24 protein-coding genes and 6 tRNA genes are annotated in these 25,191 nt (G+C 52.9%); 18 read left to right on the top strand and 12 right to left on the bottom strand.

Features of this window, described 5'->3' with window-relative positions; all coding sequences use genetic code 11:
* The first annotated feature begins 64 nt into the window (after positions 1-64).
* The 3 genes from zipA to G4551_RS16775 all read left to right on the top strand — a co-directional run bounded on the left by zipA (position 65) and on the right by G4551_RS16775 (position 3,379).
* A complete protein-coding gene (gene zipA, locus G4551_RS16785) occupies positions 65-1,072 on the top strand; it encodes a cell division protein ZipA (RefSeq protein WP_003838568.1) in 1,008 nt (335 codons plus the stop codon).
* A 71-nt stretch (positions 1,073-1,143) separates the two neighbouring features.
* On the top strand, positions 1,144-3,159 hold the full coding sequence (ligA, locus tag G4551_RS16780; RefSeq protein WP_003838570.1) for an NAD-dependent DNA ligase LigA: 2,016 nt from the start codon (positions 1,144-1,146) through the stop codon (positions 3,157-3,159).
* A gap of 1 nt (position 3,160) precedes the next feature.
* Positions 3,161-3,379 (top strand): DUF3820 family protein, encoded by a 219-nt coding sequence (locus tag G4551_RS16775; RefSeq protein WP_003038102.1) that lies wholly within the window; start codon positions 3,161-3,163, stop codon positions 3,377-3,379.
* Here G4551_RS16775 and G4551_RS16770 read toward each other — a convergent pair.
* On the bottom strand, positions 3,376-4,374 hold the full coding sequence (locus G4551_RS16770) for a bile acid:sodium symporter family protein (protein WP_003038103.1): 999 nt from the start codon (positions 4,372-4,374) through the stop codon (positions 3,376-3,378). The two genes, G4551_RS16775 and G4551_RS16770, sit on opposite strands and share 4 nt — an antisense overlap.
* Positions 4,375-4,463: 89 nt before the next feature.
* Here G4551_RS16770 and G4551_RS16765 point away from each other — a divergent pair, with 89 nt between their 5' ends.
* Complete coding sequence (locus G4551_RS16765; protein ID WP_003838572.1) at positions 4,464-5,390, top strand: LysR family transcriptional regulator; 927 nt, start codon at positions 4,464-4,466, stop codon at positions 5,388-5,390.
* Here G4551_RS16765 and G4551_RS16760 read toward each other — a convergent pair.
* Entirely contained in the window at positions 5,381-5,722 is a 342-nt protein-coding gene (locus G4551_RS16760; protein WP_003038109.1) for a FlxA-like family protein, read from the bottom strand. The two genes, G4551_RS16765 and G4551_RS16760, sit on opposite strands and share 10 nt — an antisense overlap.
* 291 nt (positions 5,723-6,013) lie before the next feature.
* Here G4551_RS16760 and xapA point away from each other — a divergent pair, with 291 nt between their 5' ends.
* The 3 genes from xapA (at position 6,014) to G4551_RS16745 (ending at position 9,143) form a co-directional block, all read left to right on the top strand.
* On the top strand, positions 6,014-6,847 hold the full coding sequence (gene xapA / locus G4551_RS16755) for a xanthosine phosphorylase (RefSeq protein ID WP_003838576.1): 834 nt from the start codon (positions 6,014-6,016) through the stop codon (positions 6,845-6,847).
* A gap of 56 nt (positions 6,848-6,903) precedes the next feature.
* The gene (locus tag G4551_RS16750; protein WP_003838577.1) at positions 6,904-8,160 is read left to right on the top strand and encodes a nucleoside permease; all 1,257 of its coding nucleotides are present in this window, start codon (positions 6,904-6,906) and stop codon (positions 8,158-8,160) included.
* Positions 8,161-8,258: 98 nt separating this feature from the next.
* Complete coding sequence (locus G4551_RS16745) at positions 8,259-9,143, top strand: LysR family transcriptional regulator (protein ID WP_003838579.1); 885 nt, start codon at positions 8,259-8,261, stop codon at positions 9,141-9,143.
* A 138-nt stretch (positions 9,144-9,281) separates the two neighbouring features.
* Here the strand turns inward: G4551_RS16745 and G4551_RS16740 are convergent.
* The 4 genes from G4551_RS16740 to G4551_RS16725 form a co-directional block, all read right to left on the bottom strand.
* Positions 9,282-9,357, bottom strand: a tRNA-Lys gene (locus G4551_RS16740).
* Positions 9,358-9,361: 4 nt separating this feature from the next.
* Positions 9,362-9,437: transfer RNA gene (locus tag G4551_RS16735), tRNA-Val, on the bottom strand.
* A gap of 47 nt (positions 9,438-9,484) precedes the next feature.
* A tRNA-Val gene (locus G4551_RS16730) sits at positions 9,485-9,560 on the bottom strand.
* Between the two features lie 46 nt (positions 9,561-9,606).
* Positions 9,607-9,682 (bottom strand) — tRNA-Val (locus G4551_RS16725).
* A gap of 258 nt (positions 9,683-9,940) precedes the next feature.
* Between G4551_RS16725 and gltX the strand changes: the two genes are divergently transcribed.
* Complete coding sequence (gene gltX / locus G4551_RS16720) at positions 9,941-11,356, top strand: glutamate--tRNA ligase (RefSeq protein ID WP_003028281.1); 1,416 nt, start codon at positions 9,941-9,943, stop codon at positions 11,354-11,356.
* A 56-nt stretch (positions 11,357-11,412) separates the two neighbouring features.
* Here the strand turns inward: gltX and G4551_RS16715 are convergent, their stop codons facing one another.
* Complete coding sequence (locus G4551_RS16715; protein ID WP_003028279.1) at positions 11,413-11,805, bottom strand: MerR family transcriptional regulator; 393 nt, start codon at positions 11,803-11,805, stop codon at positions 11,413-11,415.
* A 1-nt stretch (position 11,806) separates the two neighbouring features.
* Positions 11,807-12,169 carry a YfeC-like transcriptional regulator gene (locus G4551_RS16710; RefSeq protein ID WP_003028277.1) on the bottom strand — a complete coding sequence of 121 codons (363 nt, stop codon included), beginning with the start codon at positions 12,167-12,169 and terminating at the stop codon, positions 11,807-11,809.
* Between the two features lie 221 nt (positions 12,170-12,390).
* On the opposite strand from G4551_RS16710, the gene G4551_RS16705 reads away from it, so the two are divergent.
* Both G4551_RS16705 and G4551_RS16700 read left to right on the top strand, forming a co-directional pair.
* A tRNA-Ala gene (locus G4551_RS16705) sits at positions 12,391-12,466 on the top strand.
* 42 nt (positions 12,467-12,508) lie between these two features.
* Positions 12,509-12,584 (top strand) — tRNA-Ala (locus G4551_RS16700).
* 145 nt (positions 12,585-12,729) lie between these two features.
* On the opposite strand, the gene nupC is transcribed toward G4551_RS16700, so the two are convergent.
* Entirely contained in the window at positions 12,730-13,932 is a 1,203-nt protein-coding gene (nupC, locus tag G4551_RS16695) for a nucleoside permease NupC (protein ID WP_003028275.1), read from the bottom strand.
* Between the two features lie 272 nt (positions 13,933-14,204).
* Here nupC and G4551_RS24145 point away from each other — a divergent pair, with 272 nt between their 5' ends.
* On the top strand, positions 14,205-14,279 hold the full coding sequence (locus G4551_RS24145; RefSeq protein ID WP_418222155.1) for a hypothetical protein: 75 nt from the start codon (positions 14,205-14,207) through the stop codon (positions 14,277-14,279).
* The gene (locus tag G4551_RS16690; RefSeq protein ID WP_003028272.1) at positions 14,276-15,514 is read left to right on the top strand and encodes an Nramp family divalent metal transporter; all 1,239 of its coding nucleotides are present in this window, start codon (positions 14,276-14,278) and stop codon (positions 15,512-15,514) included. Before G4551_RS24145 ends, G4551_RS16690 begins: the two co-directional genes overlap by 4 nt.
* 32 nt (positions 15,515-15,546) lie before the next feature.
* Here the strand turns inward: G4551_RS16690 and ypeC are convergent, their stop codons facing one another.
* Both ypeC and mgrA read right to left on the bottom strand, forming a co-directional pair.
* Positions 15,547-15,879 carry a DUF2502 domain-containing protein YpeC gene (gene ypeC / locus G4551_RS16685; RefSeq protein WP_003839243.1) on the bottom strand — a complete coding sequence of 111 codons (333 nt, stop codon included), beginning with the start codon at positions 15,877-15,879 and terminating at the stop codon, positions 15,547-15,549.
* 137 nt (positions 15,880-16,016) lie between these two features.
* On the bottom strand, positions 16,017-17,006 hold the full coding sequence (gene mgrA / locus G4551_RS16680) for an L-glyceraldehyde 3-phosphate reductase (RefSeq protein WP_003839244.1): 990 nt from the start codon (positions 17,004-17,006) through the stop codon (positions 16,017-16,019).
* 181 nt (positions 17,007-17,187) lie between these two features.
* On the opposite strand from mgrA, the gene G4551_RS16675 reads away from it, so the two are divergent.
* Positions 17,188-18,840 carry an alpha-keto acid decarboxylase family protein gene (locus tag G4551_RS16675; protein ID WP_003839245.1) on the top strand — a complete coding sequence of 551 codons (1,653 nt, stop codon included), beginning with the start codon at positions 17,188-17,190 and terminating at the stop codon, positions 18,838-18,840.
* Here the strand turns inward: G4551_RS16675 and G4551_RS16670 are convergent, their stop codons facing one another.
* Positions 18,841-20,076: an ion channel protein gene (locus G4551_RS16670; protein ID WP_003839246.1), complete on the bottom strand. Its 1,236-nt coding sequence runs from the start codon at positions 20,074-20,076 to the stop codon at positions 18,841-18,843.
* Positions 20,077-20,280: 204 nt separating this feature from the next.
* Between G4551_RS16670 and glk the strand changes: the two genes are divergently transcribed.
* The 5 genes from glk (at position 20,281) to ypdE (ending at position 25,175) form a co-directional block, all read left to right on the top strand.
* Complete coding sequence (glk, locus tag G4551_RS16665) at positions 20,281-21,246, top strand: glucokinase (protein ID WP_003028256.1); 966 nt, start codon at positions 20,281-20,283, stop codon at positions 21,244-21,246.
* Between the two features lie 191 nt (positions 21,247-21,437).
* On the top strand, positions 21,438-21,764 hold the full coding sequence (locus G4551_RS16660) for a PTS fructose transporter subunit IIB (RefSeq protein WP_003028254.1): 327 nt from the start codon (positions 21,438-21,440) through the stop codon (positions 21,762-21,764).
* A 20-nt stretch (positions 21,765-21,784) separates the two neighbouring features.
* Positions 21,785-23,032 (top strand): PTS fructose transporter subunit IIC, encoded by a 1,248-nt coding sequence (locus G4551_RS16655; protein ID WP_003028252.1) that lies wholly within the window; start codon positions 21,785-21,787, stop codon positions 23,030-23,032.
* A gap of 17 nt (positions 23,033-23,049) precedes the next feature.
* Positions 23,050-24,135 (top strand): aminopeptidase, encoded by a 1,086-nt coding sequence (gene ypdF, locus G4551_RS16650; protein WP_003839248.1) that lies wholly within the window; start codon positions 23,050-23,052, stop codon positions 24,133-24,135.
* A complete protein-coding gene (gene ypdE, locus G4551_RS16645; RefSeq protein ID WP_003839250.1) occupies positions 24,135-25,175 on the top strand; it encodes an aminopeptidase in 1,041 nt (346 codons plus the stop codon). Before ypdF ends, ypdE begins: the two co-directional genes overlap by 1 nt.
* The last annotated feature ends 16 nt before the right edge of the window (positions 25,176-25,191 follow it).

Here is a 25,191-nt window from a genome sequence, read left to right as displayed (position 1 = left end):
ACAAATACTCTTAGTGAGTAAATGTTTGCCGTGGTGGCAAGGTGTTAGAACAACAGAGAATATAATGATGCAGGATTTGCGTCTGATATTAATCATTGTTGGCGCGATCGCCATAATCGCTTTACTGGTACATGGTTTTTGGACTAGCCGTAAAGAGCGGTCTTCTATATTCCGCGATCGCCCACTGAAACGCATGAAGTCTAAACGTGAAGACGAGGATTCGTTCGACGACAACGTCGAGGAAGACGAAGGCGTGGGCGAAGTTCGCGTTCATCGTGTGAATCATGCTCCCGGTAACGCGCAGGAACATGGTGTTCCTCCTCAGTCGCCGCAACACCAGTACCAGCCGCCTTATGCGTCGGCTCAGCCGCGTCAACCCGCGCAGCAGCCTGCACAAGCGCCGGTACCGCCGCCGCATGCTCAGCCGCAGCCTGTACAACCGCAGCAGCCGGTGCAACATCAGCCTGTTCAGCAACAACCTGTACAGCAGCCGATGCAGCATCAGCCCGTTGCTCCGCAGGTTCAGCAGCCCGTGCAGCAAGCACCGCAACCTGCGCCGCAGACTTTCCAGCCCGCAGAGCCTGCCGTTGAACATCAACCGCAGCCTGAGCCGGTAGTTGAAGAAGCGCCTGTTGCTGAAAAACCTCAGCGTAAAGAAGCGGTCATTATTATGAACGTTGCGGCGCATCACGGTAGCGAGCTCAACGGTGAAGTGCTGCTCAATAGCATTCAGCAAGCCGGTTTTAAATTTGGCGATATGAATATTTTCCATCGTCATTTGAGCCCGGATGGCAGCGGTCCGTCGCTGTTCAGCCTTGCCAATATGGTTAACCCAGGAACGTTTGACCCCGAAATGACGGGTGATTTCAGCACCCCTGGCGTAACTATTTTTATGCAGGTTCCGTCCTATGGGGACGAGCTGCAAAACTTTAAGCTGATGCTGCAGTCCGCACAGCACATCGCCGATGAAGTGGGTGGTGTGGTGCTTGACGATCAACGTCGCATGATGACGCCGCAGAAACTGCGCGAGTATCAGGACCGCATCCGCGAAGTTAAAGAATCTCGCGCCTGATTCTCCTTTGGCGTGACATCTCCTTGCTAAACCCCCGCCTGTCGGGGGTTTTTTATCATTGATGGTGCGATATGGAATCAATCGAACAACAACTGACAGAACTGCGAACCACGCTTCGCCATCATGAGTATCTCTACCATGTGATGGACGCGCCGGAAATTCCCGATGCGGAATACGATCGTCTGCTGCGCGAACTCCGCGAGCTGGAAGCGCAGCATCCGGACCTTATTACCCCTGACTCGCCAACCCAACGCGTTGGCGCCGCCCCGTTAACGGCGTTCAGTCAGATTCGCCATGAAGTGCCGATGCTGTCGCTGGATAACGTGTTTGATGAAGAGAGTTTTCTCGCCTTTAACAAGCGCGTACAGGACCGACTGAAGAGTACGGACAAACTAACCTGGTGCTGTGAGCTGAAGCTTGACGGGCTGGCGGTGAGTATTCTCTATGAAAACGGCGTGCTGGTTAGCGCCGCAACGCGCGGCGATGGCACCACCGGGGAAGACATTACCTCGAACGTGCGCACCATTCGTGCGATCCCGTTAAAACTGCGCGGCGATAACATTCCGACGCGTCTGGAAGTGCGCGGCGAGGTGTTCCTGCCGCAGGCTGGGTTTGAAAAAATCAACGAAGAGGCCCGCCGTACTGGCAACAAAGTGTTTGCTAACCCGCGAAATGCGGCGGCTGGGTCATTACGCCAGCTCGATCCGCGTATCACAGCGAAGCGACCGCTTACTTTCTTCTGCTATGGCGTTGGTGTGCTGGAAGGTGGTGTGTTGCCCGATACCCATCTGGGCCGTCTGCTGCAATTTAAAGAGTGGGGATTGCCGGTGAGCGACAGAGTGGCGCTTTGCGACTCTCCGGAGGAAGTACTTGCTTACTATCATAAGGTTGAAGAAGACCGACCGACGCTGGGCTTCGATATCGACGGCGTGGTGATTAAAGTCAACTCCATGGCGTTGCAGGAGCAACTGGGCTTTGTTGCTCGCGCGCCGCGCTGGGCGGTGGCCTTTAAGTTCCCGGCACAGGAGCAGATGACCTTTGTCCGCGATGTTGAGTTTCAGGTAGGACGTACAGGGGCGATTACGCCTGTCGCCCGCCTTGAGCCAGTTCAGGTTGCCGGGGTGTTGGTCAGTAACGCCACCTTGCACAATGCGGATGAAATTGAGCGTCTTGGTTTGCGTATTGGAGATAAAGTCGTCATTCGCCGTGCGGGCGATGTCATCCCGCAGGTAGTGAACGTCGTGATTTCCGAGCGTCCGGACGATACCCGCGAAATCGAGTTTCCCACCCACTGTCCGGTATGCAACTCTGACGTTGAGCGTGTGGAAGGCGAAGCGGTTGCTCGCTGTACCGGAGGTTTAATCTGCGGGGCACAGCGGAAGGAATCATTGAAACACTTCGTTTCCCGCCGTGCGCTGGACGTCGACGGCATGGGCGACAAAATTATCGATCAACTGGTCGAGAAAGAGTATGTCCACACGCCAGCGGATCTCTTCACGCTGACCGCAGGTAAGCTGACCGGTCTTGATCGCATGGGGCCGAAGTCGGCGCAAAACGTAGTGAATGCGCTGGAAAAAGCGAAAGAGACCACGTTTGCCCGTTTCCTCTATGCGCTGGGTATTCGTGAAGTCGGCGAAGCGACGGCTGCAGGTCTGGCTGCATATTTCGGCACGCTCGACGCGCTGGAAGCCGCCTCTGTTGAAGAGCTGCAAAAAGTGCCGGATGTCGGCATCGTGGTGGCGACCCACGTGTTTAATTTCTTTGCCGAAGAGAGTAACCGCGAGGTGATCGTCCAGCTTTTGGAGCAGGGGATTCACTGGCCAGCGCCGGTGGTTATCAACGCTGAAGAAATCGACAGCCCCTTCGCGGGTAAGACGGTGGTGCTGACCGGGAGCCTGAGCCTGATGTCGCGTGATGATGCCAAAGCACGACTGACCGAGCTGGGGGCAAAAGTGGCCGGTAGCGTGTCGAAGAAAACCGATCTAGTGATTGCGGGGGAAGCGGCGGGCTCTAAACTGGCAAAAGCGCAGGAGCTGGGCATTGAAGTGATCGACGAAGCTGAAATGATTCGCTTACTGGGTGCCTGAGATGGAAAAAGAGCAGCTGGTTGAAATCGCCAATACCGTGATGCCCTTTGGCAAATATAAAGGGCGTCGGCTGATTGATGTACCGGAAGAGTATCTGCTGTGGTTTGCCCGTAAGGATGAATTCCCGCCGGGCAAGCTCGGCGAACTGATGCAAATCACGCTGCTGATTAAAACTGAAGGGCTGACGCAACTGGTGCAGCCCCTGAAACGCCCGCTTTAAGCCTTTGCGGCGCGGCTTTTCTGCTGCGCCTGCAATGCGTCCGTCTGTTGCTTGTAGCGACGTGCCAGCACCGCACAAACCATCAACTGAATTTGATGGAAGATCATCAGCGGCAGCACCATCATTCCTATCACTGACGTCGGGAACAGAATATTTGCCATTGGGATCCCATTCGCCAGGCTCTTTTTCGATCCGCAAAAGACAATGGTGATCTCATCGGCCTTGTTGAAGCCGCATTTACGCGCAACAAAGACGTTGATGCCAATCACGATTGCCAGCAATACGATGCTGACCACCACGATAAACAGCAGTGAGCCAATCCCCACTTTGTGCCAGATCCCGTTAACCACGGCTTCACTGAAGGCGGAGTAAACCACCAGTAAAATGGATGATTGATCCGTTTTTGCAATCCATTTTTTATGTCGGGACACCCAGTTACCAATCCACGGACGCGAAAGATGTCCCAGTACGAACGGCAGCAGCAGCTGCAGCATGATTTTCCCCACCTGCTCCAGGCTGCCTTCTGCGCCATGCATATTCATGACCAGGCCAACCAGCAACGGCGAGAGAAAAATACCCAGCAGGCTGGAGGCCGAAGCGGAACACACGGCGGCGGCAACGTTCCCCCCCGCCAGCGACGTAAAGGCGATTGCCGACTGCACCGTGGCCGGCAAAATACACAGGTACAGGAAACCGGTGTACAGCATCGGGTCAACATTAACCGGCGCCCACCAGGCGAACAGAACGCCCAGCACCGGGAAAACAACAAACGTGCTGCACATCACCCACAGATGCAAACGCCAGTGACTACCGCCGGCAATAATTGCCTCACGAGAGAGCTTGGCCCCGTGCATAAAAAACAGCAGGGCAATGGCGGCGGTGGTTAAGCCTTCAAAGAAAGGCACAAAGCCACCTTCGGCTGGGAAAAAGGACGCCAGTAATACGACCGTAATCAACGTAATCGTGAACGGATCAAGGATACGAAAAAGTTTCATAAAAGCTCCTGAAATTCAGTAGCAACATTTTGCGTTTTTCCATTTGAGAAATAAAATTGATTTATTGCATCCATATATGAATCGAATAGATGAATTACTCTCTGCGTCAGTTGCGTATCTTTGTTACCGTCGCTCAGGCCAAAAGCTTTAGCCGGGCGGGGGATATTATTGGCTTAAGCCAGTCTGCGGTCAGCCACAGCGTTAAAGAGCTTGAAGCTCAGACGGGGGTGCGGTTGTTAGATAGAACAACGCGGGAAGTAGTGCTGACGGAAGCGGGGTACCAGTTGGCGACGCGGCTGGAACGTATTCTGGATGAACTGCACAGCACGCTGCGTGAAGCAGGCCAGGTGGGGACACAGTTAACTGGAACGGTGCGTGTTGCCGCCAGCCAGACAATCTCTGCTCACCTTATTCCACAGTGTATTGCCCAGAGTAATGAGCTTTACCCTGCGATCGATTTTGTGCTGCACGACAGGCCCCAGCAGTGGGTGCTGGAAAGTATTCGCCAGGGAGAAGTCGATTTTGGCATTGTGATTGATCCCGGAGCGGTGACCGACCTGCAATGTGAAGCCGTACTGTCCGAACCGTTCCTGCTGCTGTGTCGCGAGGATCATCCGTTAGCCCAACGTGAGTGGGTGAACTGGCAGGATTTGTATCACGAACGTTTGGTGTTACAGGATTACGCTTCCGGTAGTCGACCGCTGATCGATGCGGCGTTGGCCCATTTTTCCATTGATGCCAACATCGTTCAGGAGATTGGTCATCCCGCCACGCTGTTCCCGATGGTGGAGGCGGGGATTGGCATCAGTGTGCTGCCCGCGCTGGCGCTCCCCTTACCGCAGGGCAGTCACTTGCAGGTTAAGCGCCTGACGCCGGTAGTTGAACGGCAACTGATGCTGGCTCGACGTAAAAACCGCTCTTTATCAACCGCGGCTCAGGCGCTGTGGGACGTGGTGCGTATGCAGGCCAGTGAATTAACCGCTGGTCGTGCCCGCGATCCGTTGTATCAGATATAAATATCGACCTGATGTTGGTCGGAAGCCGTGTTGATGCCCTCAGCTTTTCTCTGATCGGCGCTTTGCTTTTGCTGTGACTCCTCGGCCTGCCGTCGCAACAGTTGAGCCAGCTGTGCTTGTAACATCTTGATTTGTGTCTGAATAAGCTCCTGCTGTTCGCGCTTCTGCTCAACACTGCCACTACTATTGGGAATATCTTTGAGCTGCTGAGTTAGCTTGGTTATCTTTTGGGTGACTTGTGCAATCTGAGCGGAGATGTCATTCCCGGCTGGGGCTTTTCCACCACCACTACTGCTTTGAACAGTTGGGGTGGAAACGTTAATCGTTGTCATACGGATTCCTCACGCCATAAAACATGAGTATCGGCATTAGTGAACAGAACTTCAGTTACAATATGGCGGAGCGGAGTTTAATAATAAAAGTTCCAAATCTTCATGTATCTCTATTCCTGTGCCATTTCTGGCCCGAAAAAAATGTGATTTCAGGCTGGTTTAGGGCGACTCATCGATACCGATTTACTATCGGTTGTCGGGATAAACGGTATTGGTAATCGATTGCGTAGTCTCGCTATAACAGTGCGGTACGCGACATTATTTTCGACTACTCAGTATTAAGGATATCTCATGAGTCACTCTCTTTTCTCGCAAAATCCCTGGTATAGCGCCGACATCATTCGTAGTTACAAACCCGATTTCACCCCGCGCGTAGCCTTTATTCTTGGCTCTGGCCTCGGTGCTCTGGCGGATCAAATCGAGGATGCAGTGGCCATCTCTTACGAAAAATTGCCGGGATTCCCTGTCAGTACTGTACATGGTCATGCCGGTGAGCTGGTGCTGGGAAATCTGGCGGGTATTCCGGTGGCTTGTATGAAAGGGCGTGGGCATTTTTATGAAGGTCGCGGCATGACGGTGATGACCGACGCCATTCGCACCCTGAAGCTGCTGGGCTGCGAACTGTTATTTTGTACTAATGCCGCAGGTTCTTTGCGCCCCGAAGTCGGACCAGGTAGTCTCGTTGCGCTTAGCGATCACATTAATACGATGCCAGGTACACCAATGGTCGGACTAAACGATGAGCGTTTTGGTGAGCGATTCTTTTCGCTGGCGAATGCCTATGATGCTGACTATCGTGCGATCCTGCAAACCGTCGCCGCAGAAGAAGGGTTTCCGCTGAGCGAAGGGGTGTTTGTTTCTTATCCGGGACCGAACTTTGAAACGGCGGCAGAAATCCGCATGATGCAAATTATTGGCGGCGACGTGGTGGGGATGTCGGTGGTGCCTGAAGTTATCTCTGCGCGCCACTGCGGTCTGAAAGTGGTTGCGGTGGCTGCCATCACCAACCTGGCTGAAGGTTTGGGAGATGTGAAGTTATCTCACGCACAGACGTTGGCTGCAGCGGAACTCTCCCGGCAGAACTTCATCAATCTTATCTGTGGCTTCTTGCGCAAACTGGCCTGAATAATTAAAACATGACCCCGCTTGCGGGGTCTTACTTTATGGCAAGGAACGGAAAAATGGGTATCGCATCTCGCTTAAAGCTCATGTCGTTTTTGCAATATTTCATCTGGGGAAGCTGGCTGGTAACCCTGGGTTCTTACATGATTAACACCCTGGATTTTACCGGCGCGAATGTGGGGATGGTCTACAGCTCGAAAGGGCTGGCAGCGATTATTATGCCGGGCATTATGGGGATCATCGCCGATAAGTGGCTGCGTGCCGAGCGCGCTTATATGCTGTGCCATCTGGTGTGTGCTGGCGTGTTGCTGTACGCCACAACCGTTACCGATCCACAGACCATGTTCTGGGTAATGTTGGTTAACGCGATGGCGTATATGCCGACGATTGCGTTATCGAACAGCGTCTCATATTCATGCCTTGCACAATCGGGTCAGGATCCGGCCACCGCGTTCCCGCCAATTCGTGTATTTGGCACTATAGGTTTTATTGTGGCGATGTGGACGGTCAGCTTAATGGGACTGGAACTGAGCAGCGCACAGCTTTATATCGCTTCAGGCGCATCGCTGCTGCTGGCTCTGTATGCGCTGACGTTACCAAAAATACCGGTTGCGGAGAAAAAAGAGTCCGCCACGCTGGCCAGTAAACTGGGGCTGGATGCGTTTGTTTTGTTTAAAAATCCGCGCATGGCAATTTTCTTTTTGTTTGCCATGATGCTGGGGGCGGTGCTGCAAATCACCAACGTCTTTGGCAATCCGTTTCTGCATGATTTTGCCCGTAACCCTGAGTTTGCCAACAGCTTTGTGGTGAAATATCCCTCCATTTTGCTGTCAGTTTCGCAGATGGCGGAAGTGGGTTTTATCCTCACTATTCCATTCTTCCTTAAACGCTTTGGCATTAAAACAGTGATGCTGATGAGTATGCTGGCGTGGACGCTGCGCTTTGGCTTTTTTGCCTTTGGCGATCCGTCTCCGTTTGGCTTTGTGCTGCTGCTGATGTCGATGATCGTTTACGGCTGCGCGTTTGATTTCTTCAACATCTCCGGATCGGTATTTGTCGAGCAGGAAGTTGACTCAAGCATTCGCGCCAGCGCCCAAGGGTTGTTTATGACGATGGTAAATGGCATTGGCGCGTGGGTTGGTTCAATCCTGAGCGGGATGGCGGTGGACTATTTTTCTGTCGATGGCGTCAAGGATTGGCAAACTATCTGGCTGGTGTTTGCCGCTTACGCGCTGGTCCTGGCGGTTATCTTTGCATTGTTCTTTAAATATAAGCATGAGCCTGAACGACTGGCGCAGAAATCACTGGCACATTAATGCTCCTTTAGCGGCGGGTTCTGATACCCGCCGTTTCATTTTCTGCGATGCAATGTGGTAACTTTGCGCATTAATATTCACTCAGGAGCGCATTATCCATGGAACGCACGCACCGCATCGATCTGAAGTTACTGCGTTATTTTCTTGCCGTCGCAGAAGAACTGCATTTTGGACGCGCTGCTGCTCGCCTGAATATGTCGCAACCGCCCCTCAGTACGCATATTAAAGAGCTGGAACAACAGCTCGGCACGTTGCTATTTATCCGTCATTCCCGCAGCGTGGCGTTAACCCACGCCGGAAAAATTTTGATGGAAGAATCGCGCAGACTGTTATCCAGTGCTAATCAGGCGCTGGCACGAGTGGAACAGATTGGTCGCGGTGAGGCAGGGCGAATTGAGCTAGGCGTCATTGGTACCGCAATGTGGGGAAAAATGCGTCCGGTGATGCGGCGTTTTCTGAAGGAAAATCCCAACGTTGAGGTGCAGTTTCGCGAGAACATGCCCGCAATGCAGATGACGATGCTGGAAAGACGTGAACTGGATGCGGGGATTTGGCGCATGGCTACTGAACCCTCTCCCGGATTTACCAGCCTGCGCTTACATGAATCCTCATTTTTGGTGGCCATACCGGAAGAACATGCTCTTACCGCCTGTGAATCCGTACCGCTGGAAGCGTTGAGAAATGAATATTTTGTCACGATGCCCTCCATTCATACCGACTGGGCATTTTTGCAGCGAGTTTGCCTGAGCGCTGGATTTTCCCCGATGATTATCCGTGAGGTGAGGGAGCCGCAAACGGTGCTGGCGATGATCAGCATGGGGATTGGTATTACGTTAATTGCTGACAGTTATGCGCAGATGAGTTGGCCAGGCGTGGTATTCCGACCGTTAGAGGAACGTATTCCGGCGGATTTATATATTGTGTATGACCAACAGCAGGCGACACCCGCGCTGGAGAAACTGGTAGCGGCATTGACGATGTGATATCTGTGCCGGATGGCGACTAACGTCTTATCCGGCCTACGAAGGGAGTATTGTCGGTAGGCCTGATAAGCGTAGCGCATCAGGCAGTTGTATAAATCGCAGATAGCAAAAAAGCGCCTTTAGGGCGCTTTTTTACATTGGTGGGTCGTGCAGGATTCGAACCTGCGACCAATTGATTAAAAGTCAACTGCTCTACCAACTGAGCTAACGACCCGAAGTGGTGGGTGATGACGGGATCGAACCGCCGACCCCCTCCTTGTAAGGGAGGTGCTCTCCCAGCTGAGCTAATCACCCACTTCGGTACTTCAATTTTATTGTAAGAAATCCAGCTGGCGAGAAAGTGGTGGGTGATGACGGGATCGAACCGCCGACCCCCTCCTTGTAAGGGAGGTGCTCTCCCAGCTGAGCTAATCACCCACTTCTCAATTTCTTACTCTACACGGCGGAGACTACATAAAGTAGTTGGTGGGTGATGACGGGTTCGAACCGCCGACCCCCTCCTTGTAAGGGAGGTGCTCTCCCAGCTGAGCTAATCACCCCCGCTGTGTGGAGTCGCATTATAGGGAGAGTTGAAAATGAGTCAACGCATTTTCTAAAGAATTTGTTCGTTCGTCGTAAATTTAAACAAAACGATCGCAAATCAATCCATGCAGCATGATTTGTATACGAAAATGGCAAAGCGTGATGTTCCAACCTGAACAACATTGAGGAATCAGACCACAGTGATAGAATACTAGCCTGATAATCTTCCCAGGATTTGCCGGTTGTCGGCATCTTTATAAACGTAAGGCCATTTCATGAAAATCAAAACTCGCTTCGCGCCAAGCCCGACAGGTTACCTGCACGTCGGTGGTGCGCGTACTGCTCTATATTCCTGGCTTTTTGCACGTAACCATGACGGTGAGTTTGTGCTGCGTATTGAAGACACCGATCTCGAACGCTCCACTCCGGAAGCTATTGAAGCCATTATGGATGGCATGAACTGGCTGAATCTGGAATGGGATGAAGGCCCGTACTTCCAGACCAAACGTTTTGATCGCTACAACGCCGTGATCGATGAGATGCTGGAAGCCGGTACCGCGTATAAATGCTACTGCTCCAAAGAGCGTCTGGACGCGCTGCGTGAAGAGCAGATGGCAAACGGTGAGAAGCCTCGTTACGACGGTCGCTGCCGCCACGGTCATGAACATCATGCTGCTGATGAACCATGCGTGGTGCGTTTTGCCAACCCGCAGGATGGATCCGTTATTTTTGATGATCAGATCCGTGGGCCGATCGAATTCAGCAACCAGGAACTGGACGATCTGATCATCCGCCGTACCGACGGTTCCCCGACCTACAACTTCTGTGTGGTGGTCGACGACTGGGATATGGAAATCACTCACGTTATTCGTGGTGAAGACCATATCAACAACACTCCGCGTCAGATAAACATCCTGAAAGCGCTGAATGCGCCGGTGCCGGTTTATGCACACGTGTCGATGATCAACGGCGACGATGGTAAAAAACTTTCTAAACGTCACGGTGCGGTCAGCGTTATGCAGTATCGCGACGACGGTTACCTTCCGGAAGCGCTGCTGAACTATCTGGTGCGTCTGGGCTGGTCCAGCGGCGATCAGGAAATCTTCACCCGTGAAGAGATGATCAAACTGTTTTCCCTTGGTGCGGTGAGTAAGTCTGCCAGTGCGTTCAACACCGAAAAACTGCAGTGGCTGAACCATCACTACATTAATGCGCTGGCACCGGAATATGTGGCAACGCATCTGCAATGGCACATTGAGCAGGAAAATATCGACACTCGCGTCGGCCCGCAGCTGTCTGAGCTGGTTAAACTGCTGGGTGAGCGCTGCAAAACGCTGAAAGAGATGGCGCAGAGCTGCCGTTACTTCTACGAAGATTTTGCTGAGTTCGACGCGGACGCCGCGAAGAAACACCTGCGTCCGGTAGCACGTCAGCCGCTGGAAGTGGTTCGCGATAAACTGGCTGCTATCAGCGAGTGGACGGCAGAAAACGTGCACCACGCGATTCAGGCGACCGCTGATGAGCTGGAAGTGGGTATGGGTAAAGTTGGAATGCCGCTGCGCGTAGCCGTAACCGGTGCGGGTCAGTCTCCGGCGTTAGACGTCACAGTGCATGCGATTGGTAAATCCCGCAGCATTGAGCGTATTAATAAAGCGCTGGCGTTTATTGCTGAGCGTGAAAGCCAGCAGTAAGCTCGGTTGAGCGATGAAACAACGGCAGGAGCGCATCCTGCCGTTTTTTTTGCCTGTTATTCAGACTCATCAATACCCAGACGGGTAAGGAAAGTGCGAATACCTTCGCGAGAAATATACATTGCCAGCTTTTCTTGTTCCGTTGGGGACATGTTGTCCAGTGCGCTAATTATCTGGCGACAGGCGTGGCTACGCACCACGTGGTTGTATTCTGCCAACGGTTCCTCTGCCTGATAAATTTCAGGTACTTTGCGAAAAGCCGGAATATTGAGCAGAAACGTGCGGACGCTGGAGTCGATATGAATCAGCCTTGCACGACCCCCTTTAACGCCGGGAAACTTTTCGGTGGTCCAGTTTTGTTCTCTGATCCAACGATTGACGGTTTGTTTGGCAACCCCGAGACAGTCCGCCAGTTCTTCGGTCGTCATTTTGCTGCGTAATTTTTTCATATTATTTGTTGTCGCGGATCCCTAAGCGTTGTAATAAACCCGTAATGCCTTCACGCAGGATCAGTGACGTAAACATTTTCTGTTCTGACGGAGTCATCTCTTTGGCGAGCCTAATCAGTAGAGCTTCGATAGAGGTATCGCCTGATAACGATAAATTATCTGATAAACCTTCGGCTGAACGCTCAGCGCTGCGAATGTATTCACGAACTTGTTCGGTGACGTGAACCAGACGCGCTTTACCGCCCTGTACGCCTGGTTTTGGTGATGTAGCCCAACCCTCCTTGCGCACCCATTTATTGATGGTCTGTCGGCTGTATCCGGTCAGATTAGCAAGTTCTTCTGGCGTCATCCGTTCCTTGAACATAACGATTCCCTGAATAGTCGTGGGGTTAATTAGTGGCTCATTTTATAGCACCATTTTAGTAGAAACCGTGACGCGTTTAACTACTGAATGCGAGTTGTTACGCAATGTTCTTCATTTGACTGCTTTTTCAGCGATTGAATTCTATGAGTTAATTTTGCCGTTGACACACGCGAAGGGAATTCATATGATGCCGCCCGTCAACTCGACAAGCTTTACGTAATGGGGCTATAGCTCAGCTGGGAGAGCGCTTGCATGGCATGCAAGAGGTCAGCGGTTCGATCCCGCTTAGCTCCACCAAATTTTATCCCAACGAATTTGGTATATACGTAAAAGCATCGTGGGGCTATAGCTCAGCTGGGAGAGCGCTTGCATGGCATGCAAGAGGTCAGCGGTTCGATCCCGCTTAGCTCCACCAAAATTTAAACCCTCGCTGAAAAGCGGGGGTTTTTTGTTTCTGCATCCTGTCGATTCTTACCGGTATCTCTCTGCTCTGCTGAATAGCAGGCATAAAAAAAGCCGGGGAAATTCCCCGGCCTTATCACTACGACGTTGTCTTACGCTTACAGCACTAGTGCTGCGATAGATGCAGACAGTACGCTCACCAGCGTAGAGCCATACACCAGCTTCAGACCAAAGCGGGAAACTACGTTACCTTGCTCTTCGTTCAGGCCTTTAATCGCACCGGCGATAATACCGATAGAAGAGAAGTTAGCGAAGGAGACCAGGAACACAGAGATGATGCCTTCAGCGCGCGGAGAGAGCGTAGAGGCGATTTTCTGCAGGTCCATCATCGCAACGAATTCGTTGGAAACAAGTTTTGTCGCCATGATACTGCCCACCTGCAGCGCTTCGCTGGACGGAACACCCATTACCCATGCAACCGGATAGAAGATGTAACCCAGGATGCCCTGGAAGGAGATGCTGTAGCCAAACCAGCCGGTCACGGTGGCAAACAGTGCGTTCAGGGCAGCAATCAGCGCGATGAAACCAATCAGCATCGCCGCAACGATAATTGCCACTTTGAAACCTGCCAGGATGTATTCACCCAGCATTTCGAAGAAGCTCTGACCTTCATGCAGGTTAGACATCTGGATATTTTCTTCGCTGGCATCAACGCGGTAAGGGTTGATCAGCGACAGCACGATAAAGGTGCTGAACATGTTCAGTACCAGCGCCGCAACAACGTACTTCGGCTCCAGCATGGTCATGTACGCGCCGACGATAGACATGGAAACGGTAGACATCGCCGTTGCAGCCATGGTGTACATACGGTTGCGAGACATTTTGCCGAGAATATCTTTATAGGCGATAAAGTTCTCGGACTGACCCAGGATCAGAGAGCTGACGGCGTTGAAGGATTCCAGCTTGCCCATACCGTTCACTTTGGAAAGCAGGTAACCAATTGCGCGGATAATAACCGGCAGCACACGGATATGCTGAAGGATACCGATCAGGGCGGAGATAAAGACGATAGGGCACAGCACTTTCAGGAAGAAAAATGCCAGGCCTTGATCATTCATGCTGCCGAAGACGAAGTTCGTCCCCTCGTTGGCAAAACCGAGCAGTTTTTCGAACATTTCGGAGAAGCCTTTTACGAAGCCCAGGCCGACGTTGGAGTTCAGGAAGAACCACGCCAGTAACACTTCAATAACAAGCAGTTGAATAACATAACGAATGCGAATCTTTTTACGGTCACTGCTTACCAGCAGCGCAAGGATCGCAACAACGGCCAATGCCAATACAAAATGAAGGACGCGGTCCATATTTGCTCCAAATATGAGGCAGGTTTAGTTTTCGTGCACATTCTATGTAACAACCATAAAGAAAACGAGATCAAACACACACTATAATAAGGACCTGTGACGAGATTCAAAATTAGTGATCGGTGATACACTTCCGTTATGCTTTGTATCGAAGTGAAAAGTTATGTCATTGTGCTAATCTATAACAATAATTAAACATCTTACCGTTTTTCCCAGAATCCTTATCGATCCATAGACAAACACTATCAGAGAAATCAACTTCACCCATCAAAATGAAGTTGATAATCATTCTCAATAGGCGTAGCTTGAAACATAGCAAAGGCTATGTTTCTGAGGCACTAAAATGACTAACGATCGCGTTGAGAGTAGCAGTGGACGGGCAGCGCGCAAGTTGAAGCTCGCATTAATGGGACCTGCGTTCATCGCGGCGATCGGCTATATCGATCCGGGCAACTTCGCCACCAACATCCAGGCAGGGGCCAGCTTTGGCTATAAACTGTTGTGGGTGGTGGTCTGGGCAAACCTGATGGCGATGCTGATCCAGGTGCTATCGGCAAAGCTTGGCATTGCCACGGGTAAAAATCTGGCGGAGCAAATTCGCGATCACTATCCTCGTCCGGTGGTGTGGTTCTACTGGGTGCAGGCCGAAATTATCGCCATGGCGACAGACCTTGCTGAATTCATTGGTGCCGCGATTGGCTTTAAGTTGATCCTCGGCGTGTCGTTATTGCAGGGGGCCGTGCTCACCGGTATCGCGACTTTTTTGATTCTGATGTTGCAGCGCCGCGGGCAAAAACCGCTGGAAAAAGTGATTGGCGGCTTGCTGCTGTTTGTAGCTGCGGCTTACATTGTGGAATTGATCTTTTCCCAGCCGAACTTCGCGCAACTTAGCAAGGGGATGGTTATCCCGAGCCTACCTAATTCCGAAGCGGTGTTCCTCGCCGCTGGCGTGCTCGGCGCGACTATCATGCCGCACGTCATTTATCTGCACTCTTCCTTAACCCAGCATCTGCACGGCGGAACACGTCAACAGCGCTATGCGGCCACGAAATGGGATGTGGCTATCGCCATGACGATTGCCGGATTTGTCAATCTGGCGATGATGGCGACGGCTGCCGCTGCATTTCATTTTAGCGGGCATACCGGTATTGCCGATCTCGATCAAGCCTATCTGACCCTTGAACCGCTGTTAAGTCACGCTGCGGCGACAGTGTTCGGTTTAAGCCTGGTGGCTGCGGGACTTTCTTCTACTGTGGTCGGTACGCTGGCGGGGCAGGTGGTGATGCAAGGGTTTATCCGTTTTCACATTCCGCTTTGGGTTCGCCGTACGGTCACCATGATGCCATCCTTTATTGTGATTCTGATGGGATTAGATCCAACGCGTATTCTGGTGATGAGCCAGGTGTTGCTCAGTTTTGGTATTGCACTGGCGCTGGTGCCGTTGTTGATTTTCACCAGCAACAGTCAGCTGATGGGCGATTTGGTGAATACCCGATGGGTAAAACAGGTAGGCTGGGTGATTGTTGTGCTGGTGGTGACGCTCAATATCTGGCTGTTGGTAGGAACCGCGCTCGGTTTGTAAAAACAAAAGGGCCTGCGGGCCCTTTTGTTACATTAATGATGGTGGCCATGACCTCGGCCCTTTCCGCGACCGCGGTGGTCGTCACGGTCATTCCAGCCTTCACGGTAGCCGCGCTCATAAGCTTTGCGTTTATCCCAACCGCGATGATAGCCATTGTCATGACGCCACCAGCGATTTTTGCGCCACTCATAGTTATGGTGCCAGTAATCCCGGTCGCGCCAGCGGCCGCCATCCCAGTAGTTACCGTAGTTATCGCGATCGCCAATTTGCAATTTTATTGATGGCAGCAGGGTGATTTCGCCGGCGTTCGCGGCCAGCGGTGTAAAAGCCAATAAGACTGCCGCCAGAATCAGTGACCTGAACATGTTTTCTCTCCTTCACGATCGAGCCGTAGCCGGCCTGTTAATACAATATTACGGGGCAGTAAAGCCCCGTTTCATCGCCTTAACTCTTAAATCGCAAGTGAGAGCACTTTTTGTTAATAAATGTGTCTTTATTTCAATCAACTCAGGATAGCATCAATCTCCGCGCACTCTTCAGACGTAAAGTGACGGTTTGCCAGCATGCCGACAGCGTCTTCAATCTGCGCCGTTTTACTCGCGCCAATCAGCACTGACGTAACTTTGTCATCCCGTAACACCCATGCCAGCGCCATCTGGGAAAGCTTTTGCCCGCGTCGTTCTGCCAGCGCATTCAGCGCCCGCACCTTCTCCAGTTTCTCTGGCGTAATTTGATCCGGGTTCAGGAAACGGCTGCCGCTTGCCGCACGAGAATCCGCAGGAATGCCGTTCAGGTAGCGGTCGGTTAACTGCCCGCCTGCCAGCGGTGAAAAGGCGATACTGCCGACGCCTTTTTCCTGTAACAACGACAGCAGACCGCCTTCGACCCAACGTTCAAACATGGAATATTTGGGCTGGTGAATAAGGCATGGCGTACCTAAATCGTCGAGTATTTCAATCGCCTGCCTGGCAAGATCTGCCGGATAGTTAGATAACCCGACGTACAGGGCTTTGCCCTGACGGACGATGTGATCCAGTGCGCGCATGGTTTCTTTGAGCGGTGTTTCAGGGTCGGGGCGATGGTGGTAGAAAATATCGACATACTCCAGTCCCAGGCGCTTCAGGCTTTGATCGAGACTGGCAATCAGATATTTGCGTGAACCCCAGTCACCGTAGGGACCTTCCCACATGGTGTAGCCCGCTTTAGTGGAGATAATAAGCTCATCTCGCCACGGTAAAAAATCTTCCTGCAGGATCCGACCAAAATTCCGTTCTGCCGAACCCGGCGGTGGACCATAGTTATTTGCCAGATCAAAATGGTTGATCCCCAGATCGAATGCGCGCTGTAACAATGCCCGACTGTTTTCGACCTGTGTGGTATCGCCAAAATTGTGCCACAAACCCAGCGAGACAATCGGCAGTTTAAGGCCGCTCTGACCGCAGCGGCGGTACTCCATTGTCTGATAACGATTTTCATCTGCGTGATAAACCATGTCACCCCCTTCCACAATGCGTGTATCTTTCAGTGTATACGGTTACACCGTCTATTCTTCAATGAATTTTTACCGCCAAAACTGTAAATCCTGCTTTCCACCCCTTCACAGCGACTTTCCTGGACAGTCATCACAGTTCTTCGATACTCAACATGAGGTTACCGTCAGAAGGATAGCTGTCATGCAAACCCCGTATTCCGTTGCTGATTATCTGCTGGACAGGCTGGCAGGCTGTGGCGTCGGCCATCTCTTTGGTGTGCCAGGCGATTATAATTTGCAGTTTCTTGACCACGTGATTGAACATCCCAACGTATGTTGGGTCGGGTGTGCGAACGAGTTGAATGCGGCTTATGCGGCAGATGGCTATGCACGGGTCTCCGGGGTAGGGGCGCTGCTCACCACGTTTGGTGTGGGCGAGTTAAGTGCGATTAACGGTATTGCAGGAAGTTATGCGGAATATGTTCCTGTTTTGCATATTGTTGGCGCGCCCTGTCGCGGTGCACAGCGTCGTGGGGAGTTGATGCATCACACGCTGGGTGATGGTGACTTTCAACATTTTTACCGTATGCAGCAGGCGGTGACGACGGCGAGCGCGGTACTGGATGAACAAAACGCCTGTTATGAAATTGACCGCGTGTTGCGAGCAATGCTCATCGAACGCAGGCCGGGCTATCTGATGTTACCTGCTGATGTGGCAAAACAGCCCGCCACACCACCGAATGACATCCTGATTGTTCCTCTGAGCGAGCCGGAGAGCAGTGTGGCAGAATCGTTTCGCTACCATGCCCGTGAACGATTGTTGGACAGCCCGCGCGTCGCGCTGCTCGCGGACTTTCTCGCGCTACGTTTTGGTTTGCAGCCGGTTTTACAGCGCTGGATGGCGGAAACGCCGATGGCCCACGCTACGTTGTTGATGGGCAAAGGGCTGTTCGATGAACGTCATCCGGCGTTTGTTGGCACATACAGTGCCGGAGCCAGTAGCGATTATGTTCGTCTGGCTATCGAAGATGCCGACACGATATTTTGTGTCGGCACACAATTTGTCGACACCCTGACCGCCGGGTTTACGCAACAGCTACCGCAGGAGCGCACCATTGAGGTTCAGCCACATGCCTCACGGATTGGAACCAGCTGGTTTAACATCCCGATGGAGCAGGCGGTCACCACATTGCGGGAGCTGTGTCTGGAAATGTCGTTTTCACTGCCGCCAGAACGTCCGCCAGTTGCGCGCATTCAGGTTGAGAAGGGGCCTCTGACGCAGGAAAACTTCTGGCATACGGTGCAGCAGTATCTGGCGCCTAATGACATTATCCTCGTCGATCAGGGAACCGCCGCCTTTGGCGCGGCTGCGCTCTCATTACCTTGCGGGGCGGAAGTACTGGTTCAACCGTTGTGGGGATCTATTGGCTACGCGCTACCGGCGGCATTCGGCGCGCAAACGGCCTGTCCGGACCGTCGGGTGATCCTGATTATTGGCGATGGCGCGGCGCAGCTCACCATTCAGGAGCTGGGCTCCATGCTCAGAGACGGGCAATCACCCGTTATTTTACTCCTCAACAATGACGGCTATACCGTGGAGCGGGCCATACACGGGGCAAATCAGCGCTATAACGATATCGCCGCCTGGAGCTGGACGATGGTGCCGCAGGCGTTTAGTCGTGAATGTCAGGCGGAATGTTGGCGGGTGAGGCAGGCGGTACAGCTGGAGGAAGTTTTGGCCAGGCTGTCCCATCCGCAACGATTATCGTTAATTGAGGTGGTGCTACCGAAAGCCGATCTTCCTGAATTATTGCGCACGGTGACCCGTGCGCTGGAATCTCGCAACAGCGGATAGTTATTTATCAGGGCGCTCAGCGACCATCAACGGCTTGCCTGCCAGCAGCAGCCAGGCGGGCAGCATGACGATGCACAGCAGCGGCAGCAGGGTGGAATCTGGTACCACTACTGCTGCCATAAACAGGCTCAGCCAGGCGTCGCGGGTGACGACCAGCACCAGCCCGAGGATACAGCAAGAAACCGTGATGGCAGCCGGCACCGCTTCAACATGGGCGTGCAGCATCAGACCCAAGGCGACACCAACGAATACCGCCGGGAATATTCGCCCTCCGCGAAAACCACTCGCTGCCGCAACTACTAACGCCGCCAGCTTAATTACGGCGAGCATGAAATAATCCGATGTCCCCAGCGTTTGGCTAAACGCCATCTGCTGCATTTCGTCCAGTCCCTTAAACAAGGTAAGCGGCCCGCCGATAACACCCAAAATTCCAAGGATAAAACCGCCTGCCCCGAGGATCAGTACCGGGTGTTTTAATCGATGCATTAAATGGTGCAAACGTGGCAGACACCAGACGGCTACCATTCCGGCAGCAATAGCGATTGCGGCAACAACCGCGCCGCTGAGGATATCGATCAAGTGCATCTGCGTGTAGTGCGCGATGGGCAGTGAAAAATGGGGGTGAAAAAACAGGCTGGTGGTTAGCGAACCCGCGGCCGCGGCCATTAACGGCGCGAACAGGCGATCCCACAAGGGCACATCGTTTGAGCTATTCAGCGTTTGCGAAAATATCAGCGCAGCGGCAACGGGGGTGCCAAATAGCGCGCCGATGGTGCCGGCAGAGGCGAGAATGGTCCAGTCCAGTTTCGCAATGCGGGGAAACATGCGGCTACCAAGTGCCACTGCCAGAGCGATATTTACGGTCATGATGGGGTGTTCCGGACCCAGACTGACGCCACCCGCGAGGCCAAGGATTAGCGCTGCCAGCAGGCCCGGTAGTGCTGAAGTTGGCACCGGCATACCAATTAACGGTTCACAGGCCGGATCCGGACCTGCGTGACCATGGCTGTAACGGATAACTAACCCGACCATGATCCCCGTGAGCGTCAGCATACCGATAATCCAGACCGGAGAGTCCTGGGCTATACCGATGCTAACAGGCAGACGTTCCCACAAAAACTGCTGTAAAACGGAAGCCACTTTCATCACAACGATCAACACCAGGCTGGACGCTATGCCAATGATTAGCGCTGGGGTTGATAGCAAGAGCATCGTTCTGGCTCGCGGATGGAGCATTTTGTATTCCTTAAAACAGAGTCATAGAAATAGTTTGCACAGCATGCCTGACGGCATCGCTGCAAATGATGCTGAAACGATAAAGTAATTGTGTGATCTGGATCGATTTTCCACGGGCATCAGCCTTCAGACCGTTGTTGTTATGTCCCCATGAATTTACAGTGTGGCAAAGATTTAATCTGACTTTAGCGGAGCAGTGGAAGAATGACAAAATATGCTTTAGTAGGGGATGTTGGCGGCACCAACGCGCGTCTTGCTCTGTGCGATATTGCCAGCGGCGAGATTTCGCAGGCAAAAACCTATTCCGGGCTGGATTACCCTAGTCTGGAAGCCGTGGTGCGCGTGTACCTGGATGAGCATAGCGTCAGCGTCGAAGATGGCTGCATTGCCATTGCCTGTCCGATTACTGGCGACTGGGTGGCAATGACCAACCATACCTGGGCATTCTCTATTGCTGAGATGAAAAAAAATCTGGGCTTTAGCCATCTGGAAATCATCAATGATTTCACCGCCGTGTCGATGGCGATCCCGATGCTGAAAAAAGAGCATTTGATCCAGTTTGGTGGCGCGGAACCTGTTGAAGGTAAACCGATAGCCGTCTATGGCGCAGGAACCGGGCTCGGCGTGGCGCATCTGGTGCACGTGGACAAACGCTGGGTGAGCCTGCCCGGTGAAGGCGGTCATGTAGATTTTGCGCCTAACAGCGAAGAAGAAGGAATTATCCTTGAAGTCCTGCGCGCCGAAATTGGCCATGTTTCCGCAGAACGCGTGCTGTCCGGTCCGGGGCTGGTGAATCTGTATCGCGCCATCGTCAAATCAGACGGGCGGTTGCCGGAAAATCTGCAGCCGAAGGATATCACTGCCCGCGCGCTGGAAGATTCCTGTATCGACTGCCGCCGCGCGCTGTCGCTGTTCTGCGTCATTATGGGGCGTTTTGGTGGCGATCTGGCGTTAACGCTGGGCACGTTTGGCGGTGTGTACATCGCTGGTGGTATCGTGCCGCGCTTCCTCGACTTCTTTAAGGCTTCAGGCTTCCGCGGTGGTTTTGAAGATAAAGGCCGTTTTAAAGCCTACGTGCAGGATATTCCGGTGTACCTGATTGTGCACGATAATCCTGGACTACTTGGCGCAGGTGCGCATTTGCGTCAGACGCTGGGCCATATTCTTTAATTCTTCAATCAGAAATCTGCAAAACCGCGTAAATCACGCGGTTTTTTTATGCCTGCCGCCCACCTTTCCGACCTTCGTCACACTTCCTGATTGCTGGATTATTTGTCCAGTAAAAGCATTATTTGTCTGATAACGGTTGTTACTTTCCTCGGACCATAATTTCACTCGTTAACTATTACGAGGAAATGATTATGAGTAAAAAATTAATTGCCGTCTGCGCGTGCCCAATGGGGCTGGCCCACACCTTTATGGCGGCTCAGGCGCTGGAAGAAGCCGCGGTTGAAGCCGGTTATGAAGTGAAAATCGAAACCCAGGGTGCCGACGGAATACAAAATCGCCTGACGGCGCAGGATATTGCTGAGGCGACGTTAATCATCCATTCAGTTGCCGTAACTCCAGAAGATAACGAGCGTTTTGAGTCGCGTGATGTCTACGAAATTACGCTACAGGACGCGATAAAAAATGCTGCCGGCATCATTAAAGAGATCGAAGAGATGGTTGCCGCTGAACAACAATAATCATCGACAGGGAATTACATATGGCCATTAAAAAACGCAGTGCAACCGTTGTGCCTGGCGCATCTGGTGCGGCAGCGGCAATAAAAAATCCACCGGCCTCCCGCAATAGCTTCTGGGGCGAACTTCCGCAACATGTGATGTCGGGTATTTCACGCATGGTGCCGACGTTAATTATGGGCGGGGTGATTCTCGCCTTCTCGCAACTGATCGCCTATAGCTGGCTCGATATTCCTGCTGACACTGGCATCATGGATGCGCTGAACAGCGGAAAATTTACCGGTTTTAATCTCTCATTACTGAAGTTTGCCTGGCTGTCGCAATCTTTTGGCGGCGTGCTGTTTGGTTTTGCTATTCCGATGTTTGCCGCGTTTGTCGCCAACTCCATCGGCGGCAAGCTGGCGTTTCCGGCGGGGTTCATTGGCGGGCTGATGTCTACTCAGCCGACACAGATACTGAATTTTGACCCATCAACGCTGCAATGGGTAACCAGTGCTCCGGTTCCGTCAACCTTTATTGGTGCGCTGATTATCTCGATTGTCGCCGGGTATCTGGTGAAGTGGATGAACCAAAAAATCCAGCTGCCTGATTTCCTGCTGGCATTCAAAACCACCTTTTTACTGCCCATTCTCTCCGCCATTTTCGTCATGCTGGCGATGTATTACGTGATAACGCCGTTTGGCGGCTGGATTAACGGCGGGATCCGTACTTTGCTGACGGCGGCTGGCGAGAAAGGCACGCTGATGTACGCGATGGGAATTTCCGCGGCAACGGCGATTGACCTCGGCGGCCCGATTAATAAAGCCGCAGGTTTTGTCGCCTTCAGCTTTACTACCGATCACGTTCTGCCGGTCACCGCGCGCTCTATTGCGATTGTCATTCCGCCGATTGGCCTCGGACTGGCCACGCTTATTGACCGTCGCTTAACCGGCAAACGCCTGTTCAGCGCACAGCTTTACCCGCAGGGGAAAACGGCAATGTTCCTCGCATTTATGGGCATCAGCGAAGGGGCGATCCCGTTTGCACTGGAAAGTCCCATCACCGCAATTCCTTCTTATATGGTTGGCGCCATTGTCGGGTCGACGGCTGCCGTCTGGCTGGGGGCCGTGCAGTGGTTCCCGGAATCCGCTATCTGGGCGTGGCCGCTGGTGACTAACCTCGGCGTCTATATGGCGGGGATCCTGTTAGGCGCGGTGATTACGGCGCTGATGGTGGTGTTCCTTCGCCATCTGATGTATCGCAAAGGCAAGTTGCTGATTGAAAGCCTCTGATTAAAAGGATTGTAACTATGAGCTTACTTGCTTCACTGCGCGACTGGTTAACGGCGCAACAACTTGACGCGATGCTGTTGTCATCACGGCAGAACAAACAGCCGCATATGGGGATCTCCAGCAGTTCAGGGTTTGTGTTTATCAGCCATGAAAGTGCGCATATCCTGGTTGATGCCCGTTACTACACCGATGTTGCCACGCGTACTCAGGGCTATCAGATCCATCGGCTCGATGGAACGCAGACGCTGTATTCGCAGGTGAATCACATTATTGCACACGAAAAGCTGCAGACGGTGGGATTCGAAGGTGAGCAAGTAAGCTGGGAAACGGCGAACGCGTGGTCGGAAAAACTGCGTGCCCGACTGGTGAGCGCCGTACCGGATGTGCTCCGGCAGGTGAAAACGGCGCAGGAAATAGCCTGCATACGCGAAGCCTGCCGGATAGCTGACCTCAGCGCGGAACATATACGACGCTTTATTCAACCCGGTCTCAGTGAGCGCGAAATTGCCGCTGAACTGGAGTGGTTTATGCGCACGCTCGGCGCAGATAAAGCTTCTTTTGACACCATTGTCGCCAGCGGCTGGCGCGGTGCGCTGCCACACGGCAAAGCCAGCGACAAACGTGTTGAGGCGGGTGAGTTCATCACGCTGGATTTTGGCGCGCTGTATCAGGGTTATTGTTCGGATATGACGCGAACCTTTCGCATCCCCGATGCGAACCAGCCAGCGGAAGAAAGCGCGCTGTTTGCCGTGTACCAGATTGTCCTTGCGGCGCAGCGTGCCGCGGTGGCGGCAATTCGACCAGGTGCGCGATGCAATGAGGTAGACGCCGCAGCCAGGCGAGTCATTACCCAGGCGGGCTATGGCGATGCATTTGGTCACAACACCGGACATGCTATCGGCATTGAAGTGCATGAAAATCCACATTTTTCCCCCGCTGACACAACACCTCTGGTCGCTGGCATGCTGCTCACCGTTGAGCCGGGTATTTATCTGCCGGGGCAGGGGGGGGTGCGTATTGAAGATGTTGTGCTGGTTACGCCTGACGGCGGAGAGGTGCTCTATACCATGGCGAAAACATTGCTACACACGGGAGAGGCGTAATGGATTTATCGTTACTAAAGGCGCTGAGCGAGGCGGACGCGATCGCCTCGTCAGAACAGGAAGTGCGGCAGATCCTGCTTGAGGAGGCGGATCGTCTTAATAAAGAGGTGCGCTTCGATGGTCTGGGATCGGTGCTGATCCGTCTCAATGAATCAACCGGTCCGAAGGTGATGATCTGCGCGCATATGGATGAAGTGGGGTTTATCGTGCGTAGTATTTCCAGCGAAGGGGCGATCGATGTATTGCCGGTGGGAAATGTGCGTATGGCGGCCAGACAACTGCAGCCGGTGCGGATCACCACCCGTGAAGAGAGCAAAATTCCCGGTCTGCTCGACGGAGAGCGATGCGGTAATGAGGTCAATACGCTGCGGGTAGATATTGGCGCGCGATCTTATGATGAGGTACTCCAGGCCGGCGTACGCCCCGGCGATCGCGTCACATTCGACACAACCTTTCAGGTCTTGCCGCACCAGCGAATCATGGGCAAAGCCTTTGATGACCGTCTTGGATGTTATTTGCTGGTGGCGCTACTGCGTGAATGGCATAACGCCATCCTTCCTTGCGAGGTCTGGCTGGTGGCCAGTTCCAGTGAAGAAGTGGGACTGCGCGGAGGACAAACGGCTGCACGCGTTGTCGCACCGGATGTGGCATTTGTGCTGGATACCGCCTGCTGGGCCAAAAACTTTGATTACAGTGTGGCCAACCATCGGCAGCTCGGCAAAGGTCCGATGCTGGTGCTGAGCGATAAATCGCTGATTGCACCGCCAAAGCTGACGGTGTGGGTTGAAAGCATGGCCGCTGACGCGGGTATTTCCCTGCAGCTCGATATGTTCAGTAACGGCGGCACCGACGGCGGGGCGGTGCACGTAAGCGGCACAGGGATCCCAACGGTTGTCATGGGACCCGCCACACGGTATGGACATTGCGCGGCGTCGATTGCCGACTGCCGGGACATCATCCAGACGCAGCAGCTGTTGTCGGCTCTTATTTCACATCTTACGTGCGAAACCGTGGCTCATCTGACGGATTTCAGGTGCTGATTTCGCGCTAATCAGG

The organism is Citrobacter freundii ATCC 8090 = MTCC 1658 = NBRC 12681 (assembly GCF_011064845.1).
GTDB lineage: Bacteria > Pseudomonadota > Gammaproteobacteria > Enterobacterales > Enterobacteriaceae > Citrobacter > Citrobacter freundii.
Note: the sequence above shows the minus strand (reverse complement) of the source record. Positions and strands in the feature narration are given on the sequence as shown.

Excerpts from the sequence above, each read along its gene's own strand:
- nupC (WP_003028275.1), bottom strand. The coding sequence starts at position 13,932 with ATGGACCGCGTCCTTCATTTTGTATTGGCATTGGCCGTTGTTGCGATC.
- G4551_RS16670 (WP_003839246.1), bottom strand. The coding sequence starts at position 20,076 with ATGCTCCATCCGCGAGCCAGAACGATGCTCTTGCTATCAACCCCAGCG.
- ypeC (WP_003839243.1), bottom strand. The coding sequence starts at position 15,879 with ATGTTCAGGTCACTGATTCTGGCGGCAGTCTTATTGGCTTTTACACCG.
- ypdF (WP_003839248.1), top strand. The coding sequence starts at position 23,050 with ATGAGCTTACTTGCTTCACTGCGCGACTGGTTAACGGCGCAACAACTT.
- zipA (WP_003838568.1), top strand. The coding sequence starts at position 65 with ATGATGCAGGATTTGCGTCTGATATTAATCATTGTTGGCGCGATCGCC.
- G4551_RS16775 (WP_003038102.1), top strand. The coding sequence starts at position 3,161 with ATGGAAAAAGAGCAGCTGGTTGAAATCGCCAATACCGTGATGCCCTTT.
- G4551_RS16710 (WP_003028277.1), bottom strand. The coding sequence starts at position 12,169 with ATGTTCAAGGAACGGATGACGCCAGAAGAACTTGCTAATCTGACCGGA.
- G4551_RS16745 (WP_003838579.1), top strand. The coding sequence starts at position 8,259 with ATGGAACGCACGCACCGCATCGATCTGAAGTTACTGCGTTATTTTCTT.
- G4551_RS16715 (WP_003028279.1), bottom strand. The coding sequence starts at position 11,805 with ATGAAAAAATTACGCAGCAAAATGACGACCGAAGAACTGGCGGACTGT.
- G4551_RS16765 (WP_003838572.1), top strand. The coding sequence starts at position 4,464 with ATGAATTACTCTCTGCGTCAGTTGCGTATCTTTGTTACCGTCGCTCAG.
- G4551_RS16760 (WP_003038109.1), bottom strand. The coding sequence starts at position 5,722 with ATGACAACGATTAACGTTTCCACCCCAACTGTTCAAAGCAGTAGTGGT.
- G4551_RS16770 (WP_003038103.1), bottom strand. The coding sequence starts at position 4,374 with ATGAAACTTTTTCGTATCCTTGATCCGTTCACGATTACGTTGATTACG.
- xapA (WP_003838576.1), top strand. The coding sequence starts at position 6,014 with ATGAGTCACTCTCTTTTCTCGCAAAATCCCTGGTATAGCGCCGACATC.
- mgrA (WP_003839244.1), bottom strand. The coding sequence starts at position 17,006 with ATGGTTTATCACGCAGATGAAAATCGTTATCAGACAATGGAGTACCGC.
- G4551_RS16660 (WP_003028254.1), top strand. The coding sequence starts at position 21,438 with ATGAGTAAAAAATTAATTGCCGTCTGCGCGTGCCCAATGGGGCTGGCC.
- G4551_RS16750 (WP_003838577.1), top strand. The coding sequence starts at position 6,904 with ATGGGTATCGCATCTCGCTTAAAGCTCATGTCGTTTTTGCAATATTTC.
- ypdE (WP_003839250.1), top strand. The coding sequence starts at position 24,135 with ATGGATTTATCGTTACTAAAGGCGCTGAGCGAGGCGGACGCGATCGCC.
- ligA (WP_003838570.1), top strand. The coding sequence starts at position 1,144 with ATGGAATCAATCGAACAACAACTGACAGAACTGCGAACCACGCTTCGC.
- G4551_RS16675 (WP_003839245.1), top strand. The coding sequence starts at position 17,188 with ATGCAAACCCCGTATTCCGTTGCTGATTATCTGCTGGACAGGCTGGCA.
- G4551_RS16690 (WP_003028272.1), top strand. The coding sequence starts at position 14,276 with ATGACTAACGATCGCGTTGAGAGTAGCAGTGGACGGGCAGCGCGCAAG.
- gltX (WP_003028281.1), top strand. The coding sequence starts at position 9,941 with ATGAAAATCAAAACTCGCTTCGCGCCAAGCCCGACAGGTTACCTGCAC.
- G4551_RS16655 (WP_003028252.1), top strand. The coding sequence starts at position 21,785 with ATGGCCATTAAAAAACGCAGTGCAACCGTTGTGCCTGGCGCATCTGGT.
- glk (WP_003028256.1), top strand. The coding sequence starts at position 20,281 with ATGACAAAATATGCTTTAGTAGGGGATGTTGGCGGCACCAACGCGCGT.